Here is an 18,366-nt window from a genome sequence, read left to right on the forward strand (position 1 = left end):
AGCCTATCGATGACGCCAGCCACAGCAACAAAACCCACATACGGTCCCCTGACCCGGGCGGCCCACTGGCTGGCGCTGGCGCTGCAGGACTGGCGCTCGACGGAAGGCGAACGCTGGATCTACGTCGGCAAGACCCTCATCGCCTCATTCTGCGCGCTGTGGCTGGCCTACCGCCTGGGCCTCGATTCGCCCAGCACGGCGATGACCACGACCATCATCCTGGCCCTGCCCAGCAGCGGCATGGTGCTGGAAAAAAGCTTTTACCGCCTGTGCGGCACCCTGCTCGGATGCACGGCCGCGCTGACCCTGATCGGCCTGTTCCCGCAGCAACCCGTGCTGCTGTTCGCCGGCCTGGCCCTGTGGGTGGGACTGTGCACGAGCGGCTCGGCCCTGCACCGCAACGCGCAATCGTATGTGTACGTGCTGGCCGGCTACACGGCTTGCATGATCGTGCTGCCCGCCATCGAGCAGCCGATGCAGGTGTTCGCGCTGGCCGTCACGCGCGTGGCTGAAGTAAGCCTGGGCATCATCTGCTCGGCGGCCGTGTCCAGCGTGCTGCTGCCGCGCCACCAGGGCACGCAGGTGATGCGCACGGTGCAAGCGCGCTACGGCAAATTCCTCACCTTTTGCCAGGACGTGCTGCAGCAAAAACTCACGCCGGCGCAGGTGGAGCTGATGCACCTGCAATTCGCCGCCGACGTGGCGGCGCTGGAACTGGGCCGCTCGGCCGCCCTGTTCGAAGTCACCAGCAAAGTGAGCCACGTGCGCGCACAAAACCGCAAGCTGCACGCCTTCAACGCCACCTTCATGACGGCGCTGACCACCTTCTATACCTTCCACCGCCTGTTCGACCGCCTGCAGCGCGACGACGAGACGCAAGTCATGCAGGCTTGCGCGCCCCTGTACGCCATCGTCGCCGAAGCGCTGCAAACGACGCCGTCGCAAGACTCGCTCGACACCATGCAGCAGCACCTGCAAACGGCGCTGGGGCAGGCCCGCGCGGACATCGACGGCGCCCCCATCGCGCATGCGCAGCGCATCGATTTCGACACCGTGTGCGAGCTGCTCGAGCGCTTCGCGCGCGACATGAGCCGCTTTCATGAAGTGTATTTCAGCCTGGCGCACGATACGCCACTGGAAATCAGCACGCCGCAGGCCTACGCGCCGAAGACGCCGCCCGCGCTGGTGATCGCCAGCGGCGCGCGCGCGGCCATCAGCCTGGCCCTGCTGGCGCTGGGCGCCTACTTCCTCGCCTGGCCCTATGCCAGCACGGCGATGCTGATGGCGGCCGTGTTCTGCGCGCTGGCCTCGTCCTCGCCGCGCCCCATCCTGATGATCCGGCAAGTGCTGGCGGGCTTCTTGATCGCCATGCCGCTGTCGCTCGTGTGCGTGTACTTCGTGCTGGTGCACGGCGACGGCTTCCCCATGCTGGTACTGAGTTTTGCGCCCTTCCTGGCCGTGGGCCTGTATCTGATGACGAATCCGGCCAAGCTGGGCGTGGGCCTGGGCGTGTCGACCTTCATCACGCAAATGGCGCCGACGAATCTGATGCATGTCGACGGCGCCGCCTTCCTCAACACGGGCATGGCGCTGATCGTCGGCCTGATGCTGGCCGCCCTCGTGTTTGCCGTACTGCTGCCCGAGCACACGATGGGCCACAAGGACCACATCGGCCGCGCCCTGTGGCGCGAAGCGCTGCATGCGTGCACGGCGCCGGCGCGGCGCGTGAAACACCGTTTCGACAACCGCGTGCGCGACCTGCTCAGCCAGCTCAATGCTGCGGCCGGACCGGCGCCTGGCGAGGCCACGCGCGCCGTCGTGCGCCAGGCATTGACCCTGCTGGAAATCGGCCACTCGGTGATCGAATTGCGCGAACTGATCGCGACCGCCCGGCCGGGCGCCACGCGCCACGCTCTGCAGCAGTGCGTGGACCACATCGCCGGCTGGCTGCGCACGCGCGGCGACGCGGCACTGCAGGCGGCCCTGGCGGCGACCCTGCAGGCGGGCGCCGTGGTGCGCGCGGCGCAGAACGAAGCCGGCGTCACACCCGAGCGCAGCGCGCGCCTGCAGACGGCGCTGGCCGACCTGCATTCGATCTACACCTCTTTACTCGACCACATGGCGCCTGGCGCCGGAGACCACCATGCCGCGTGAATTCGCCCTGTTCGGAATTCTGATTCCTACCCTGCTGCCCCTGTTCATCCTCAGCATCGGCCTGCAAACCCTGCTCGACCGCGTGCTGGGCTGGCTGGGCGTGTACCGCATGGTGTGGCACCCGTCGCTGGCGCGGCTGTGCATCTTCATCGCCATCTTCGGCGCGCTGGCCTTATCGCTTTACAAATAAAAAAAACTGTTCAATCCAATCAAGGAAAGGCTGCCGACATGGTAAGCAAACTGACCCGCTATGCAATCACCCTGCTGCTATTGGCCGCAGCCCTGTGGATAGGCAAGACCGTCTGGGACCGCTACATGGAGTCGCCGTGGACGCGCGACGGCCGCATCAAGGCCGACATCGTCAACATCAGCGCCGACGTGGCCGGCACCGTCACGGACGTGCTGGTGCGCGACAACCAGGTGGTGCAAAAGGGCGACGTGCTGTTCGTCGTCGACAAGGAACGCTATGCGAGCGCGCTGGCGCAGGCCGACGCCGTGCTGGCCGCGCAGAGGACGGAGCAAGGCCGCCGCGGCAAGGAAGCGCAGCGCCGCGCAGGCCTCGACGCCAGCATCATCTCGACCGAAAGCCGCGAAAGCGCGGCGTTCGCCGCCAGCTCGGCCTCGTCGCAAGTGCAGGCCGCCGTGGCCGCCCGCGCGCTGGCGCAATTGAACCTGGAGCGCACCACCGTGCGCGCCCCCGTCAGCGGCTACGTGACGAACCTGAACGTGCACAAGGGCGATTTCGCCGCCGTCGGCGCGGCCAAGCTGGCCGTCATCGACAGCGCCTCGTACTACGTCGTCGGCTACTTCGAAGAGACCAAGCTGGGCATGCTGGCGCAGGACGACAAGGCGGAAATGAATCTGATGAGCGGCGGTACCCTGCATGGCCATATCGAGAGCATCGCGCGCGGCATCACCGACCGCGACGCCGCCACGGGCCGCGAATTGCTGGCCGACGTCAATCCCACCTTCAACTGGGTGCGCCTGGCGCAGCGCGTGCCCGTGCGCATCCACATCGACGAGCAGCCGAAGGGGCAATTGCTGGTGGCCGGCACCACTTGCACCGTGGTGATCACGCCCCACTCGGCGCATTCCGCACCGGCGCCGAAGCCAGCGGCCGCGCACCCGGCATGAGCCGCGGCGGCGCCGGACGCCTGGCGGAAATCGCCCTGTTCCTCGACGCCGCGGCGCTGGGCAGCTTTTCCGCGGCCGGCCGCAAGCACGGCCTGTCGCCGGCCGCCGCCAGCGCCGCCATCGCGCGCCTGGAAACGGCGCTGGGCGTCACCCTGTTCGAGCGCACCACGCGCCAGCTGCGCCTGACGGAAGAAGGTGTGCACTACCGCCACTACAGCGAGCAGGCGCTGGACTTGCTGGCGCAGGCGGAAGACGGCTTGCCTGCGGGCGCAGCCGCCGTGCGCGGCGTGGTGCGCATCTCGGCGCCGTCCGACATCGGCCGCCAGTTGCTGCTGCCCATGCTCGACCGCTTTGCCGCGCTGCACCCGCAGGTGCGCCATGCGCTGACCCTGACGGATGCCACGGCCAGGCTGGTGCAGGACGATATCGACCTGGCCATCCGCTACGGCGAGCTGCCCGACAGCGACATGGTGGCGCGCCTGCTGCACCCGGGCCGGCGCGTCGTGTGCGTGGCGCCCGCGCTGGCCGCCAAGGTGGGCGTGCCGGCCACGCCGCGCGACCTGGTGCTGCTGCCGACGCTCGTGCTCACGGCGGGCGACGGCGCGCCGCAGGAGTGGCGCTACCGCGAAGACGGCAAGCGCCACAGCCTGCGCCCGCAAGGCGCCTGGCACAGCAACGATGGCGAAATCATCCGCCGCTGGGCCGTGGCCGGCCATGGCTATGCCTACAAATCCCTGCTCGACATCGGCGACGACCTGCGCGCGGGGCGCTTGCACACGGTGCTCAACGATTACTTTGCCGACAGCGTCCCCCTGAACCTGCTGTACCGGCGCAGCCGCTTCCAGCCGCCGCGCGTGGCCCTGCTGGCCGACTTCCTGCTGCAGCAATTCGCCGCCCTGCCGGCGCAGCGCTAGCGGGCCACGATCAGGGCGCCAGCACGCCCAGCTGGCGCAGCAGGGTCAGGTTGTCTTCCAGGTGCCAGTTGTCGCTGATGCGCCCCTGCGCATTCACCCGGTACAGATCGAACGCGTAAAAATCGATGGCCTGGCCCTGCCCCTGCAAGGAGCCCTGCGGCGTGGGGAAGACGCCCGTGAAGCGGCCCGTGAAATGCAGGCGCAAGGTGACACGGTCGCCCGCCACCAGCATGTCTTCGATGGCCACCTGCAAATCCGGCACGGCCGCATGAAAGACTTGCGAGGCCTGCAGCGGACCGGCCAATCCCTGCGGACGCCCGGCGGGCAAGCTGCGGTCGGTGAAATCGTCGGCCAGCGCCTGGCGCGCCAGGACAGGGTCGCCGCTCTGCCAGAACGCGGCGTAGCGGCGCGCCGCCAGCGCCACCTTGTCGGTGGCGGCGGCGCCGGACAGGTGGGCCGGCATGGGCAGATTTACGGTGGCATGGACTGGCGCGGCAGCGGCCAGCAGAGAAAGGGCCAGGATGGCGGGGGCAAGAACAGGTGCGGGCATAATGAATCCAGGTGGGTTGATCGGCGTGCCTGCTGCATAGGGCACCCCGCCATTCTGGACTTGCTTGCCCTATTTGATAATTGGCCCAGCGCTTGAATCACTTGCTTGCAGTGGTTGAAAATGAGTTGAAAATGCGCTGAAAATCAGCGGCCGCCCGCCACGTCGAGGATGCTGCCCGTCACATACGTGGCGCCCGGTCCCAGCAGGTACAGGATGGCGTCGGCGATTTCTTCCGGCTGGCCGCCCCGCTGCATGGGCACGCCGGATGCCAGGCGCGCCACCCGTCCCGGTTCGCCGCCCGACGCGTGGATGTCCGTGTAGATGATGCCGGGGCGCACGCCGTTGACGCGGATGCCCTCGGCCGCCACTTCCTTCGCCAGCCCGATGGTGAGCGTATCGACGGCGCCTTTCGAGGCCGCGTAATCGATGTATTCGCCCGGGGAGCCGAGGCGCGCGGCTGCCGACGAGACGTTCACGATGCGCCCGCCCTGCCCGCCATTGGCCGTCGACATGCGCCGCACGGCTTGCTGGCAGCACAGGAAATAACTGATCACATTGGTGCGCAGCACGCGTTCGAGGCGCTGCACGGAAATGTCGGCCAGCCGGCATTTCTGCTCCAGCACGCCCACATTGTTGACCAGCGCCGTGAGCGTGCCCAGGCGCGCGTCGACTTCGCCAAACAAGCGTTTCACGTCGGCTTCATCGCTGACGTCGGCCTGCACGGCGATGGCTTCGCCCCCGCCGGCGACGATGCGCGCGCACAGCGCCTCGGCCGCCTGCGCATCGCGCACATAGTTGACGCAAACGGCATAGCCCTGGCGCGCCGCCAGCTGCGCCGTCGCCGCGCCGATGCCGCGGCTGCTACCGGTAATCAAGATCACTTCCTTCATCGCCCCTCCTGAATGGTTGTGGCTTCATGATACCCGTAAGCTGCAGGCGTAAAAAAGCCCGCGCAAGGCGGGCAGTTTGTCTGTCTATTCCTTATTGTCACAACGCCGGAGAAAATCGTAGCGAGCGGCAGTGATTTGTGGCCGAGAAGCGCAACCGTACTCTGTACGGGGGCGCCGAGCCGGTGAGCATCGCCGGCCGCAAAGCGCGACGCGCGACGCGCAATAGATTTTATCCGGCGTTCTATGACCTGAAATGCGTCATGGCGTACGTCAGATGCTGCCACCAGTGTTCGCGCGACTGCACGGACGCCAAGCATTTCGCGTCGACCTCGTTCTTGAACGCGGGGTCCACGCACGCCTTGGTGACCAGCGCATTGCGCTGGTTTTCCACATTGACGACGGCAATCGCCAGCCAGGCCACGAGGGCAAGAGCCAGCGCGCACAGGGTCCAGGGCAGCTGTTTCATGACGTTCCCCTGTATTACTTCTTCGCTGGCGCCGGGGCGCGCTCTTTCAGCACGCGCGCCACCAGTTCATCCATCACGCGCAGGGTCGCTGTCTGGGTTTGCGGCTCGGACTGGCCCGGACGCGACAGCTGCGCCGGCGACGTCACGAAGCGGCCATCGATGACGATGGTCGGCGCGCTGTCGATCTTGCTGGCGGTGATCAGCTGCTCATTGCGTTTCAGCTTGGTCTGCACGCCGAAGGAATTGAACATGTCCAGGTATTTCGCCTTGTCAATGCCGTTCTTCACCAGCAGGTCGAGGATGGCGTCATCGCGGTTCAGGCGGTTGCGCTCGACGTGGATGGCGCGGAAGATCTTGTCGTGGAACTGGTCCAGCTGGCCCATCGCTTCCAGGGTGGCGTAGGCGTGCGCCTGCGGATCTTTCGGGCCATTGAAGGCCAGGTGGATGCGGCGGAAGGCGATCTTGTCGCCCTGCTTCTTGACCCAGTCGTGCATCAGCGGATCGAGCGCGTAGCAATGCGGGCAGGAATACATGAAGTACTCCACCACTTCCACCTTCTTGCCCGTGTCCGTGCGCACTGGCGTCGGGAGCGTGGTAAAGCCGGTATCGGCCGCCATGGCGCCGCCGGTGGCCGCCACCAGGGTGACGGCGGCAAGCAGGGGACGCAAGAAACGCAGAAAACGCATAATAATCCTTCATCATAAAGTGGTCGTGAACGGGGCGAGATTACCACTTTTTGCGCCGGGCGATGAGGCCCGGGCGGAAAAAAGCCATGTTTATCGCCCCGGTTTGCGCCAGCTTAAGCCGTATTTAAGCCCCGCTGCGCCCGCGCCTCAAAAATGGTAGCGCGCCGACACGCGCAGCTGACGCGCATCCTTGAGGTAAATGCTGGAGCGGCAGCCGGGCGCATCGCCGAAATGGCGGCGGTTGGCCAGGTTGCTGCCGGCCAGTTCCAGCTCCCAGGCGCCCAGCTTGTGCACATAGCGCCCGTCCACGGTGGCAAACGCGGGCACTTGCGCCAGGCAGCTGCCGGCGAAGTCGGGACCATAGCGCAGCGCGCGCAGCCATTGCACGCCCACGTCGGCACTGGCGCCGCCCTGCCCCGTCCAGTACAGGCGCAGGCTGGCCAGGGTTTTCGGCACGAGGGCGATATCCGGGCCGTCATAGGCATAATCGTCGTAGCGTGCATGCACTTGCCGCAGTTGGCCGTCGAGGCGCCAGTCGCGCGCCAGCGCCATGCTGGCCTCGATGGCGATGCCGTCGCGGCGCGAGGGGTCGAGGTTGCCCGCAAAGCCCAGCTGGCCCAGGCTCTGGTCGAAGACGATCTGGTTGCTCAGGCGCTCGCTGAATACGCGCACGGAAGCGCTGCGCGCCGCGTCGCCAAAGGTGGCTCCCACTTCCATTTCGCGCCGCAACTGGCCCGCCAGGGGGCGGTAGCCGGCGCGGGTATAGCCATCGTCGTCGATGCGGTAGCTGCGCGCGGCCTTGGCGTACACGCTCAGTTGCGGGCGCAATTGCAGGCTGCCCTGCAAATCCCAGGCATTCTGGTTTTCCCAGTCGCTGCCGCCGGCGGGCAGGTCGGCCGGATCGAGCTGGAACTGCTCATGCCGCAGCCCCAGCAGCAGGCGCGGCGCATACGGGCCGCCGAAGGCCAGCTCTTCGCGCAGCAGCAGCGCGCGCGAATACTGGCGGCGCTGCCCGTCGCCATCGCGGTCCGAGCGCCGCTGCCACTGCATCAGGTCCAGGCCCACTTCCGTATCCGTGCCCACGCCGCCCACCTTGCCGTAATGGCGCAGGCGGGGCGCCAGTTGTCGGCGGCGGCTGCTGTACCTCGATTCGCTGCTGCCGTCCTCGCCCGCATAGTGGGCCGTGGCGCGCTTTTCCCGCTGCGACAATTCCACGCCCAGCTCGAAACTGCCCACATAACGCTGCACGAAGGCGCTGGCGCGCCGCACCTCATAGCGGTACAGGTCTTCCGGGCGGGCCGACAGCAAGGCCAGGAACGGCGCCTCGGGCGCGGGATAGCGGGTGTCCTGCTTCAGCTGGTCGGCGCTGAAGCCGAAGCGGCCCTGGCGCGCCTTCCATTCCGCGCCGCCGTTGAAGCCGCGCTGGTGAAACACGCTGCCATCGCGGTAATTGCCATTGCGCAGCCCATCCATGGCCACATCGAGCGTCATGCCGTCCTGTTCGCGCGACAGGGCGCCGCGCACGCTGTGCTGGCCGCCCTGCGCCAGCTCGGCGGACACGTCGCCATGCGTGACGCCGGCCGCGCCGGCATCCACGCCTTCCTGCGCGCACGCCGGCATGGCCAGGGCGCACAGCAGCAAGGCGCGCGTGGCGATGGTCAGGATGGGAGGGGCAGGCATCATGGCGGCAGGCTTGAGGCGTCACCGCGGCGCGGACGCGCGCTGGTGGAACGGAGGGATGGCAAAAGCGAATCATTATACGCACGGCGCACGGCGCCGCAAGCGCCAGCCCGGCGGTACTTTCCTTATGCCAATATTTTATTGGTTATTTGGCATTTTTGTAGGTATATTAAGGTGCGCCCGGCGATCCCGGGCGCAGCCGACTGCATTTAAAAATCAACAATAAGAAGTCACTGTGGGAGTCACGCATGGAAAGTCGTAGCACAACGCGCCGGGGGCCGCCAAGTCCCCGCGGCACGCGCCGCAGCATTGGTTTTTTCCCCATCTCGGGCAAGCTCAAAGCCCTTTCCATCGCCGCCATGCTGCTGGCCGGCCTTGCTTTGCAGGCCGACCTGTTCGCCCAGCCGGGTCAAGGCAAGCCGGCCGGCGCGCCCGCGCCGCTGGCGCCGTCCGCCGACGGCATCGCCCTGGCGTCGCCGCACGCGGCGGCCGTCAGCACGCCCAGCGCCAGCAATGCCTGGGGCGGTGCGCGCACAGGCGCGCAAGCGACCCTGTCGGACCGCGTCGTCGATTACCAGATCGAAGCGACGCTCGATCCCGTCAAGCACACGATCGACGGCCAGCAGAAACTGCGCTGGCGCAACCGCAGCGCGCAGGCCGTCAGCAGCGTCTACCTGCACCTGTACCTGAATGCCTTTGAAGGCGAACATTCGACCTTCTTCACCGAAAAGCGCAAGCTCGACACGGGTTTCCGCTCGGGCGTCGACACGCGCGACGGCGAGTGGGGCTACATCGAACTGCGCAGCATGACGCAGAACGGCGCCAAGGCGCCCTGGCATTTCGTCCAGCCGGACAACGGCCCGGCCACCGACCGCACGGTCGTGCGCGTCGATTTGCCGCAGGCCGTCGCGCCGGGCGCCGAGACGACGCTCGACATCCGCTTCTTCGACCAGCTGCCGCGCGTCATCGCGCGCACCGGCTATTTCGGCAGCTTCCACCTGGTGGGCCAGTGGTTCCCCAAGATCGCCGTGCTGGAACTGCCCGGCGAACGGGGCGCCACCGCGCCGCGCTGGAACGCGCATGAATTCCACCTCAATTCGGAGTTCTATGCCGATTTCGGCAACTACGACGTGAAGCTGACCGTGCCCAAGGAGTACACGGTGGGCGCCACGGGCGAACTGCAGGGCGCGCCGCAGGAAAAGAACGGCATGCTCACGCATCACTATGTGCAGGGCGACGTGCACGATTTCGCCTGGACGGCCGACAAGCGCAGCGCGCAGCCGTTGACGGGCAGCTGGAGCGGCCCGGGCAGCCCGCCGGTGGCCATCAAGGTGCTGTACCCGCCCGAATACGCGTCGAACGCGGCGCCCGCGCTGCAGGCGGCGAAGGATTCGCTCACGTATTTCTCGCGCACCCTGGGCCCGTATCCGTACAAGACCCTGACGGTGGTGATTCCGCCGTTTAACGCGGCCGAAGCGGGCGGCATGGAATACCCGACCTTCATCACGGCCTCGAGCTACGCCAACCTGCAGCCGAAGACCATCCCCGAATTCGGCCTCGATTTCGTCACCATCCATGAATTCGGTCATGGCTATTTCTATGGCATCCTGGCGTCGAACGAGTTCGAGGAACCCCTCCTCGACGAAGGCTTGAACGAGTACTGGGACCAGCGCATGCTACGCGCGCGCGGCCAGGACATCCACGCCACCACGCCCCTGCTCAAACGCCTGGGCTTCGATCCCGTCTTCAAGGTCTTCGAATTCGAGCGCATGGCCGCGCCGCGCCAGGATGCGGCCGACCCGCTGGGCCAGAACGCGTGGAACCGCCTGCAGGGCGTGGGCCCCGTCTACAGCCGCACGGCCATCACCATGCGCGACCTGGAAGCGCGCATCGGCAGCGAAGCCATGGAACGGGGCTTCAAGGCCTATTACGAACAGTGGAAATTCCGCCACCCGAGCGTGGCCGACCTGCGCGAAACGCTGGCCGAGGCGACGGGCCAGCGCCGCATCGTGGAACAGGTCTTCGCGCAGCAAGTCTATGCCAGCGCGAATATCGACGACCGCATCGGCACCTTCACCAGCGAAGAACAGACGCCGCTGGCCGGCATGGCGCTGGTGAACGGCAAGCGCGTGGAACATACGGCCGAAGCGCTGGAAAAAGAGGAGAAAAAGGTGCGCGAGGCGTGGGACAAGGCGCATCCGGACGCCAAGCCTGGCACGGGACCGTATCCTTATCTCACCAGCGTGGTCTTGCGCCGCCGCGGCGCGCCCGTGCCGCAGGTGCTGCTGGTGAAGTTCGCCGACGGCAGCTCCGAACGCGTGGTGTGGGATAACGAGCAGCTGTGGCAGCGCTACACCTGGAGCAAGCCCGTGAAGGCCGTCTCGGCCGAACTCGATCCCGACCGCGTGCACTACCTCGACGTCAACAAGCTCGATGACAGCCGCACCCTGAAAGCCGACACTTCGGCCGCGCGGCGCTGGAGCTTCGACCTTGCCGCCGTCTTCCAATACCTCCTTTCCCTGATTGCCACCGTATGAGCGCCACTTCCACGACACGGGCCAGCGGCCTGACCCTGACCACGCGCGCCAGCCGCGCCGCCCTGCAATGGCGCTTGCTGCTGCTGTGGGCAGGCCTGCTGCTGATCCCCGCCATCCTTGCCGTCATTCCCCTCTGGCGCACCTTGAGCGCCAGCCTCGATAATGCCGTGCATGCAGCGGCCCTGGCGCACAAGCTCGACCTGATGACCCTGGCCGACCTGGTGGCCAATACGGGACGCAACGGCGCCGCCATCAGCCAGGCGGCCATCACCGGCGTCGTGCTGGCCCTGCTGCTGTCGCCGCTGCTGAGCGGCCTGGTGGTGACGGCCGCGCGCGCGCCTGCGCCACCCGGCTTCGGCCCCCTGCTGACGGGTGCCTTCAGCGAATACGGCCGCATGCTGCGCATGTTGCTGTGGAGCATCGTGCCGCTGGGCGTGGCGCTGGCGATCGGTGCCGGCGCGCTGAAACTGGCCGACAAGCACGCGGCGAAAGCCATCCTGGAAGCCGATGCCGACCTGGCCCGCCACCTGGCCTTGCTGCTCACGGGCTTGCTGTTCCTGCTGGCCTGCGCCACGCTCGACGCCGGCCGCGCGGCGCTGGCCGTCGACCGCCGCCGCACATCGGCCGTCAAGGCCTGGTGGCGGGGACTGGGCATGCTGCGCCGGCGTCCGCTGGCCAGCCTGGCCATCTACCTCGTCATCACCGTGCTGGGACTGGCGCTGTATGCGCTGCTGGGCGTGGCGCGCCTGAACCTGGCAGCGCCCGGCCCGCTGGCCATCGTGGCCGGCCTGCTGGTGACGCAGCTGGCCGCGCTGGTGCTGGCGTGGATGCGCAGCGCGCGCCTGTTCGCCTTGATCGACGTCAAGCGCTCGCTCGCGTAATCACGCCCCCAGGCGCCCTTCATCGGCCAGGAAGTCGATGAAGGTGCGCACTTTCGACGACAGGTAGCGGCGGCTCGTGTACACGGCGTACACCTTGCCGCCCGCCAGCTTGAAATCGTCGAAGAGGCGCACCAGGCGCCCCGCCGCCAGGTCCGCATCCGTCTGCCACGACGGCAGCAGCGCGATGCCCATGCCGTCGAGCGCGGCCGCGTGCAGCAAGCTTTCGTTATTGCATTGCAGGACGGGCGAAAACTTCACCGTCTCGCGCCCCTGTGCCCCGTCGAAGGCCAGTTCATTGCCGTTCGCCAACAAGGAATAGCTGATCATGGCGTGCTGCGCCAGGTCTTGCGGCAGGTGCGGGTGGCCCGCGCGCGCCAGATAAGAGGGCGCGGCCACCAGGTGGAATTCGATGCTGCCGATGGGCCGCGCGATCAGGGTCGGCGATGGCGCCTGGCTCACGCGCAGGGCCAGGTCGAAACCCTCTTCCACCAGGTTCACCACGCGGCCGCTGAGGTCGATGTCGAAGGTCACTTCCGGAAAGCGCTCGCGGTAGGCGGCCAGGGTGCGCGTAAAGATGGCGTTGGCGAACCAGACGGGCGCGCTCAGGCGCAGCATGCCGCGCGGCACCACCGTCGTGCGGCCGACGGTCGCTTCCACCTCGTCGAGATTGTCGAGCATATCGCGGCACTGTTCGAAATACACCTTGCCGATTTCCGTCAGGCTCAGGTGGCGGCTGCTGCGGTTCAGCAGGCGCGCGCCCAGGTGGCGCTCCAGGTGCATCACGTGCTTGCTGACCATGGCCGGCGACAGGTCCAGGCGCTCGCTGGCGCGCACAAAACTGTCCAGCTCCACCACGGCGCGAAACACGCGCATGCTGCGCAAGGTATCCATGACGACCCAATCATCAACAAAATGGAAATGATATATCAATAATAGCGATCTTGATCAACTGACTGCGCATGACTATCATGGTTCCATCGTTAGCCATTCCCCTCAGGAGCCGCCATGCAAGAGCACACCTTCCCCACCTACTTCCTGTCGCACGGCGGCGGCCCGTGGCCGTTCATGAAAGACCAGTTCGGCGGCCGCTACGACGTGCTGGAAGCGTCGCTGCAGGATATCCCGCGCCAGGTCGGCGCGCGTCCCAAGGCCGTGCTGGTCGTCACGGCGCACTGGGAAGGGCCGCAATTCCTCGTTTCGGCCAGCCCCCGTCCGGGCATGATCTACGACTATTCTGGCTTTCCGCCGCATACGTACCAGATCCAGTACCCGGCGCCGGGCGCGCCGGAACTGGCGTCGCAAGTCAAACAGCTGCTCGACGCAGCCGGCCATCCGGCGCGCCTGGACCACGAGCGGGGTTTCGACCATGGCACCTTCAGCGCCCTGTTCCCCATCTACCCGCAGGCGGACATGCCGCTGGTGCAACTGTCGCTGAAACACGGCTACGACCCGCTCACGCACGTCGAGGTGGGCCGCGCGCTGGCCAGCCTGCGCCGCCAGGGCGTGCTGATACTCGGCAGCGGCCTCAGTTATCACAACCTGCGCCAGTTCGGCCAGGCGGGCGCCGTCGCCTCGCACCAGTTCGACGCCTGGCTGCGCCAGGCCATGGCCCTGCCGCCAGAACAAAGGCTGGAGCAATTGCTGGCCTGGGACCAGGCGCCGGGCGCGCGCCAGGCTCATCCGCAGGAAGACCATCTGCTGCCGCTGATGGTGGCGCTGGGCGCGGCCGAGCAGGAAGCGGCGCACGTGGTGTACCACGAGGAGGATTTCTTTGGCGCGCTGGCGGTGACCAGCTTCAAATTCGGCTAATCGGCCAGCGCATGAAAAAAGCGCCGCGACATTGCTGTCGCGGCGCTTTTTGCATGGTGAAGCGGTAACTTACGTGCCGCGCTTGCCGCGCGCCGCATTCCTGGCCTTCTCGGCGGCGATTTCCGCCGCCTTGGCCGCTTTTTCCGCCATCTCGGCCGCGTGCTGGGCCAGCAGGGCCGCGCGCGTGTCCGGCGTTTCCAGCGAAATGCGTCCCAGAATGCCGCTGCGGTAGTCGAGCAGCAGGGTATGCGAGGCTTTCTCGAAATCGTAGTCGCCGCCCTTGATGCGGAAGCCGCGCTTGGCGGCGATGCCCTCGACCACGCCGATGGCGTCGACTTCATCGACCTTGGTGCCGTAGCGGGCCGCCAGCAAGTCCGGGTAGCGCTTGAGCAATTCCTCGGCCAGGAACACGGCCACTTCCTCTTCGATCAGCGCGTTCGAGCCGATGGCGTGGCTGGCCGCCAGCATCAGACCGTCGCTGGGGATGGCGATCTTCGGCCACAGCATGCCGGGCGTGTCGACCAAAATCGTGTTCTTGTCCAGGTACAACTTTTGCTGCATCTTGGTGACGGCCGGCTCGTCGCCCACCTTGGCCACGCGCTTTTTCAGCAGCGCATTCATCAGGGTCGACTTGCCCACGTTGGGGATGCCCATGATCATGATGCGCAGCGGCTTCGTCGGCACGCCGCGGTGCGGCGCCAGCGATTTCGCCAGTTCCGGGATGCGCGCCACGTCGCCCGGCTTCTTGGTCGTCATCGCATACGCGGTCACGCCTTCCTGGGCGTTGAAATACGCCACCCAGGCGGCGGTGGCGGCAGGATCGGCCAGGTCGGTCTTGTTGAGGATTTTCAGGCAAGGGCGCTGGCGGAACAGGCGCAACTCGTCCACCATGGGATTGCAGCTGGCTGCCGGCAGGCGCGCGTCCACCACTTCAATCACCAGATCGGTGTTTTCCATGGTCTCGGCCGCTTTCTTGCGGGCCGCGTTCATGTGTCCTGGGTACCATTGTATCGCCATGCTCTTGCTTTCAAAATCGTTCGGTCAATCCGCTATTTTACGTGGTTGCCGCCACGACGTCCCATTTTCCGCCGCCAACGCCAGCCGTGCGACACGAACGAGACAATTGGTGATAATTTGGCAGTTACATGAATGATAAGATTCGCAGTCCGTCCAGCCTGGACGGTTTCCCATCGCAAGCTTAACCTGGCACGCAATCCATGCACTTTCCCCGCTTTTGCCTCCTCGCCTCCCTTTATGCCAGCCTGCTGCCCGCCATGGCCCAGGAACAAGCGGCGGCGCGGGGCGATGCGGCAAGCCAGGAAATGCAGCAGATTGTCGACGTGCAAAGCACGCGCGATCCCGACCTGCGCCCCTACCGCACCATGCTCAAGGGACTCGATGCGTATGCCGACCATCAGCGCCTGGCGCCGGGCGCGCCGCTGCGCTTCATGCTGATTCCCGCCACGCCGCAGGCCAGGCTCGACGGCGTGACCTTGCACCTGTCGGCCGACAACCTGTCGATCCCCGTGCCGCTGGCGGCGGACGGCGGCTTCACCTTGTCGCGCGACAAGACCGCCTACGATGCGAATGCCGACCTGGTCAGCAACAAGAAGCGCGACACCTTGCGCTGGCGCGCTGACATCCATACGCCGGGCCTGCCCCAGAACGTGCGCCGCCTGGGCGACCTGCGCCTGGAATGCGAAATCCGCTGGGCCGTCGAGCAGGATGAGTTGTCCTTTGTCCGGCGCAACCTGTTCCGCCTGGCAGGGGGGCCATGCCACTCGTCGCTGATCCACGTGCCGTTTCCCGTGGTGCGCAAGCTGCTTGCCGTGCAGGCGCGCTCGGGCGAGCGCACGCTGGACATCCGCGTCACGCAAGACCGGCAACGCTTCGTGCCGCCCCTGCATGACCTGAACTGGGACGACAATACCCTGCTGACCCTGACCTACGCCGACGACGGAAAAATGGCGGGAGCCGCCCCGGCAGCGCCCTCGCAGGCAGCGCAGCGCCAGTAAGGCGCCGCCCGCGCAGCCAGGTCAAATATTTCCATATGGATTCTTATATTTACTGAAAGAAATAAAGAAGTATGTTCTAATATCGCCTCTTAAATGAAAAGCAATTATTTTCCAGGCTGGCTAGCGCCGGATGCAGGGAGATAGGCGATAGGGATGGCTCGATATGGTGATGGAACACACTGGCAAGGCGCCAGCGGCACACGTGGAATGCGAACGTGGCAGCGCACGCCCGGCCAAGGCGGCGGCCAAGCGCGTGCCGCGCAATGGCAGCCTGTTGCAGTGGAAGAAGGAATGCCGGCAATTGCAGGGGCAAGTGGCGCAGCTGGAAGAGCGCCTGAAGCGCCAGAGCGCCGACAGCTATGGCTTGCAAGTGCTGTATGACCAATTGGTCAATGAAATCAAGCACCACCGCGACATGTTACAGCTCGACAGTTTTGACGCGGATAAATCATCGCTCGTCTACACGCAAGCCTGGCGCCGCTTCATGGCTGGCGACGCGCTCGACTACCAGACGCATCGCCACACGAATTCCCGCAGCCGCCCCAGCCTGCTGTAGTTCAAGCTCCCCCTTACAGCTCCGCCAGCGCCTTCACGTGCGCGGCCACGCTGCGGCCCAGCGACGACAGGTTGTAGCCCCCTTCGAGGCAACTGACGATGCGGCCCTTGCCATACTGATTGGCCACGGCCATCATTTGCTGCGTCATCCACGTGTAGTCGGCTTCCACCAGGCCCATGCCGCCCACGTCGTCTTCGCGGTGGGCGTCGAAACCGGCGGAAATGAAAATCATCTGCGGCTGCTGCCGGTGCAGCGCGGGCAGCCAGTGGTCGAGCACCAGCTGGCGCACGGCGTCGCCTTTCGAGCGGGCCGGCACGGGCACGTTGACGCGCGTGTCCGTGTACGATTCCACGTCGCTGTACGGATAGAACGGGTGCTGGAAAAAGCTGACCATCAGGATGCGCGGATCATGCGCCACGGATTCGGCCGTGCCATTGCCATGATGTACGTCAAAATCGACGATGGCGACCCGTTCGAGTCCGCGCACGTCGAGCGCATGCTTGGCGGCGATGGCGATATTATTGAACAGGCAAAAGCCCATGGGCTCGCTGGGCCGCGCATGGTGGCCGGGCGGGCGGATCGCGCAAAAGGCGTTGCTGATTTCGCCGTCGATGACGGCGTCCGTGGCGGCCACGGCCGAGCCAGCGGCGGCCAGCGCCGCGTCGTAGCTGTGCGCGTTGAGCAGGGTGTCGCCGTCGAGCGGGTAATAGTCGCCCGCGGGCGGCACGTTGTCGCGCACGAGGCCGATGGCCGTGGCGCTGTGGTTGCGCTCGATATCGGACAATTGCGCGCGCACGCCGTCGCGGTGCTCGACCAGGTCGCTGATGTGCGCCAGGATCAATTGATCGTTGATGGCCTGCAAGCGGGCCGGCGATTCGGGATGCCAGTCGCCCATTTCGTGGCGCTGGCAATCGGGATGGGTATAAATGGCTGTGCTCATGCGCTGTACTGGTTACCTCTGTCTCTGCTCTCTATCCATACCGGGAACGCATGCCGGAATCACTGCCGAGCATTCCTGCCTGCCTGGCCCGTTCTCGCATAAAATCACTGGCTGGTCTGTGCCGCCCTTGCCGCCTTTGCTGTCACGCTAATCTACCACGAGCGCGCAGGCGGCGGGCGGCGCGGTTTGACCTGGCCAAAGCGATTGTAAATTAAATAATCCGTCTTACTGTGATAGAAATAGCATGTTTTCGAAAATACACCAGGCCGCACAGCAGATCGGCGAAGTTCTCGTCGGCAAACAGTTACAGATCCGCCAGACCCTCGCCTGCGTGCTGGCCGGCGGCCACCTGCTGATCGAGGACGTGCCCGGCGTGGGCAAGACGACCCTGGCGCATGCGCTGGCCATCTCGCTGGGCCTGCAATGGAAGCGCCAGCAGTTTACCAGCGACCTGCTGCCCGCCGACGTGGCCGGCATGAGCGTGTATGACCGTGGCAGTGGCAGTTTCATCTTTCATCCTGGCCCCCTGTTTACCCAGGTGCTGCTGGCCGACGAAATCAACCGCGCCACGCCGAAGACGCAATCGGGCTTGCTGGAAGCGATGGAAGAGCGGCAAGTGACGCTCGATGGCGTCACGCGCGCGCTGCCGCAGCCGTTTTTCGTCATCGCCACGCAAAACTGCGCGCACCAGCTGGGCACCTTCCCCCTGCCCGAATCGCAGCTGGACCGTTTTCTCATGTGCGTCACCCTGGGCTACCCCGATGCGGCCGCCGAACGGGAGCTGCTGCTGGGCGCCGACCGCCGCGCCATGCTGCAAACCTTGCCGGCCGTCATGAACGCGGAAGAGTTGCTGCAGGCGCAAGCGGGCCTGCGCGCCATCCACGCCTCACCTGCCGTCGTCGACTACGTGCTGTCCCTCGTGCATGCCACCCGCGTGCCGGGCGTGTTTGCCGATGGCCTGAGCCCGCGCGCCGCGCTGGCCTTGCTGCAGGCGGCGCGCGCCTGGGCTGCCCTGGCCGGACGCGACCACGTCACGCCCGACGATGTGCAAGCCGTACTCATTCCCGTCTGCGCCCACCGCCTGCACGCCGCGCAAGGGGTCACGGACAGCCGCATGCTGCTGCAGCAATTGCTGCTGGCGACACCCGTCTGAC

18 protein-coding genes are annotated in these 18,366 nt (G+C 66.2%); 10 read left to right on the top strand and 8 right to left on the bottom strand.

Annotated elements, in window-relative coordinates:
• Positions 1-9 precede the first annotated feature (9 nt).
• Genes O3301_RS15475 through O3301_RS15490 form a run of 4 tightly spaced genes read left to right on the top strand, consistent with a single transcriptional unit; the run spans position 10 to position 4,202 of the window.
• Positions 10-2,154 (top strand): FUSC family protein, encoded by a 2,145-nt coding sequence (locus tag O3301_RS15475; protein ID WP_305056804.1) that lies wholly within the window; start codon positions 10-12, stop codon positions 2,152-2,154.
• Positions 2,144-2,344 (top strand): DUF1656 domain-containing protein, encoded by a 201-nt coding sequence (locus O3301_RS15480; protein WP_070224633.1) that lies wholly within the window; start codon positions 2,144-2,146, stop codon positions 2,342-2,344. The genes O3301_RS15475 and O3301_RS15480 overlap by 11 nt, the downstream gene beginning before the upstream one ends.
• A gap of 38 nt (positions 2,345-2,382) precedes the next feature.
• Entirely contained in the window at positions 2,383-3,288 is a 906-nt protein-coding gene (locus tag O3301_RS15485) for an efflux RND transporter periplasmic adaptor subunit (RefSeq protein WP_289918329.1), read from the top strand.
• Entirely contained in the window at positions 3,285-4,202 is a 918-nt protein-coding gene (locus O3301_RS15490) for a LysR substrate-binding domain-containing protein (RefSeq protein WP_305056805.1), read from the top strand. Before O3301_RS15485 ends, O3301_RS15490 begins: the two co-directional genes overlap by 4 nt.
• A 10-nt stretch (positions 4,203-4,212) precedes the next feature.
• Here O3301_RS15490 and O3301_RS15495 read toward each other — a convergent pair whose 3' ends face one another.
• The 5 genes from O3301_RS15495 to O3301_RS15515 all read right to left on the bottom strand — a co-directional run bounded on the left by O3301_RS15495 (position 4,213) and on the right by O3301_RS15515 (position 8,477).
• Positions 4,213-4,752, bottom strand: a complete 540-nt coding sequence (locus tag O3301_RS15495) for an ester cyclase (RefSeq protein ID WP_305056806.1) — start codon at positions 4,750-4,752, stop codon at positions 4,213-4,215.
• Between the two features lie 143 nt (positions 4,753-4,895).
• Positions 4,896-5,642 carry an SDR family oxidoreductase gene (locus O3301_RS15500; protein ID WP_305056807.1) on the bottom strand — a complete coding sequence of 249 codons (747 nt, stop codon included), beginning with the start codon at positions 5,640-5,642 and terminating at the stop codon, positions 4,896-4,898.
• 241 nt (positions 5,643-5,883) lie between these two features.
• A complete protein-coding gene (locus O3301_RS15505) occupies positions 5,884-6,108 on the bottom strand; it encodes a hypothetical protein (protein ID WP_305056808.1) in 225 nt (74 codons plus the stop codon).
• A gap of 14 nt (positions 6,109-6,122) precedes the next feature.
• Positions 6,123-6,794 (bottom strand): thiol:disulfide interchange protein DsbA/DsbL, encoded by a 672-nt coding sequence (locus tag O3301_RS15510; RefSeq protein ID WP_034782052.1) that lies wholly within the window; start codon positions 6,792-6,794, stop codon positions 6,123-6,125.
• A 147-nt stretch (positions 6,795-6,941) separates the two neighbouring features.
• Complete coding sequence (locus tag O3301_RS15515) at positions 6,942-8,477, bottom strand: TonB-dependent receptor (protein WP_305056809.1); 1,536 nt, start codon at positions 8,475-8,477, stop codon at positions 6,942-6,944.
• Positions 8,478-8,722: 245 nt separating this feature from the next.
• Between O3301_RS15515 and O3301_RS15520 the strand changes: the two genes are divergently transcribed.
• Both O3301_RS15520 and O3301_RS15525 read left to right on the top strand, forming a co-directional pair.
• On the top strand, positions 8,723-11,011 hold the full coding sequence (locus O3301_RS15520; RefSeq protein ID WP_305056810.1) for a M1 family metallopeptidase: 2,289 nt from the start codon (positions 8,723-8,725) through the stop codon (positions 11,009-11,011).
• Positions 11,008-11,892: a hypothetical protein gene (locus O3301_RS15525; RefSeq protein ID WP_289899995.1), complete on the top strand. Its 885-nt coding sequence runs from the start codon at positions 11,008-11,010 to the stop codon at positions 11,890-11,892. Before O3301_RS15520 ends, O3301_RS15525 begins: the two co-directional genes overlap by 4 nt.
• On the opposite strand, the gene O3301_RS15530 is transcribed toward O3301_RS15525, so the two are convergent.
• Positions 11,893-12,783: a LysR family transcriptional regulator gene (locus tag O3301_RS15530; protein ID WP_305056811.1), complete on the bottom strand. Its 891-nt coding sequence runs from the start codon at positions 12,781-12,783 to the stop codon at positions 11,893-11,895.
• Between the two features lie 114 nt (positions 12,784-12,897).
• Between O3301_RS15530 and O3301_RS15535 the strand changes: the two genes are divergently transcribed.
• A complete protein-coding gene (locus O3301_RS15535; RefSeq protein WP_289913465.1) occupies positions 12,898-13,701 on the top strand; it encodes a class III extradiol ring-cleavage dioxygenase in 804 nt (267 codons plus the stop codon).
• A gap of 69 nt (positions 13,702-13,770) precedes the next feature.
• Here O3301_RS15535 and ylqF read toward each other — a convergent pair whose 3' ends face one another.
• A complete protein-coding gene (gene ylqF / locus O3301_RS15540; RefSeq protein WP_071324898.1) occupies positions 13,771-14,691 on the bottom strand; it encodes a ribosome biogenesis GTPase YlqF in 921 nt (306 codons plus the stop codon).
• A gap of 227 nt (positions 14,692-14,918) precedes the next feature.
• Between ylqF and O3301_RS15545 the strand changes: the two genes are divergently transcribed.
• Both O3301_RS15545 and O3301_RS15550 read left to right on the top strand, forming a co-directional pair.
• Positions 14,919-15,716 (top strand): hypothetical protein, encoded by a 798-nt coding sequence (locus O3301_RS15545; protein WP_305056812.1) that lies wholly within the window; start codon positions 14,919-14,921, stop codon positions 15,714-15,716.
• A 169-nt stretch (positions 15,717-15,885) separates the two neighbouring features.
• On the top strand, positions 15,886-16,272 hold the full coding sequence (locus O3301_RS15550) for a hypothetical protein (RefSeq protein WP_143451364.1): 387 nt from the start codon (positions 15,886-15,888) through the stop codon (positions 16,270-16,272).
• A gap of 13 nt (positions 16,273-16,285) precedes the next feature.
• On the opposite strand, the gene O3301_RS15555 is transcribed toward O3301_RS15550, so the two are convergent.
• The gene (locus O3301_RS15555) at positions 16,286-17,212 is read right to left on the bottom strand and encodes a histone deacetylase family protein (RefSeq protein WP_305056813.1); all 927 of its coding nucleotides are present in this window, start codon (positions 17,210-17,212) and stop codon (positions 16,286-16,288) included.
• 244 nt (positions 17,213-17,456) lie between these two features.
• Between O3301_RS15555 and O3301_RS15560 the strand changes: the two genes are divergently transcribed.
• Positions 17,457-18,365: a MoxR family ATPase gene (locus O3301_RS15560; protein WP_251349961.1), complete on the top strand. Its 909-nt coding sequence runs from the start codon at positions 17,457-17,459 to the stop codon at positions 18,363-18,365.
• Position 18,366 lies beyond the last annotated feature (1 nt).

The sequence above is a fragment of the Janthinobacterium sp. SUN211 genome, assembly GCF_030587315.1.
GTDB classification, from domain to species: domain Bacteria; phylum Pseudomonadota; class Gammaproteobacteria; order Burkholderiales; family Burkholderiaceae_D; genus Janthinobacterium; species Janthinobacterium kumbetense.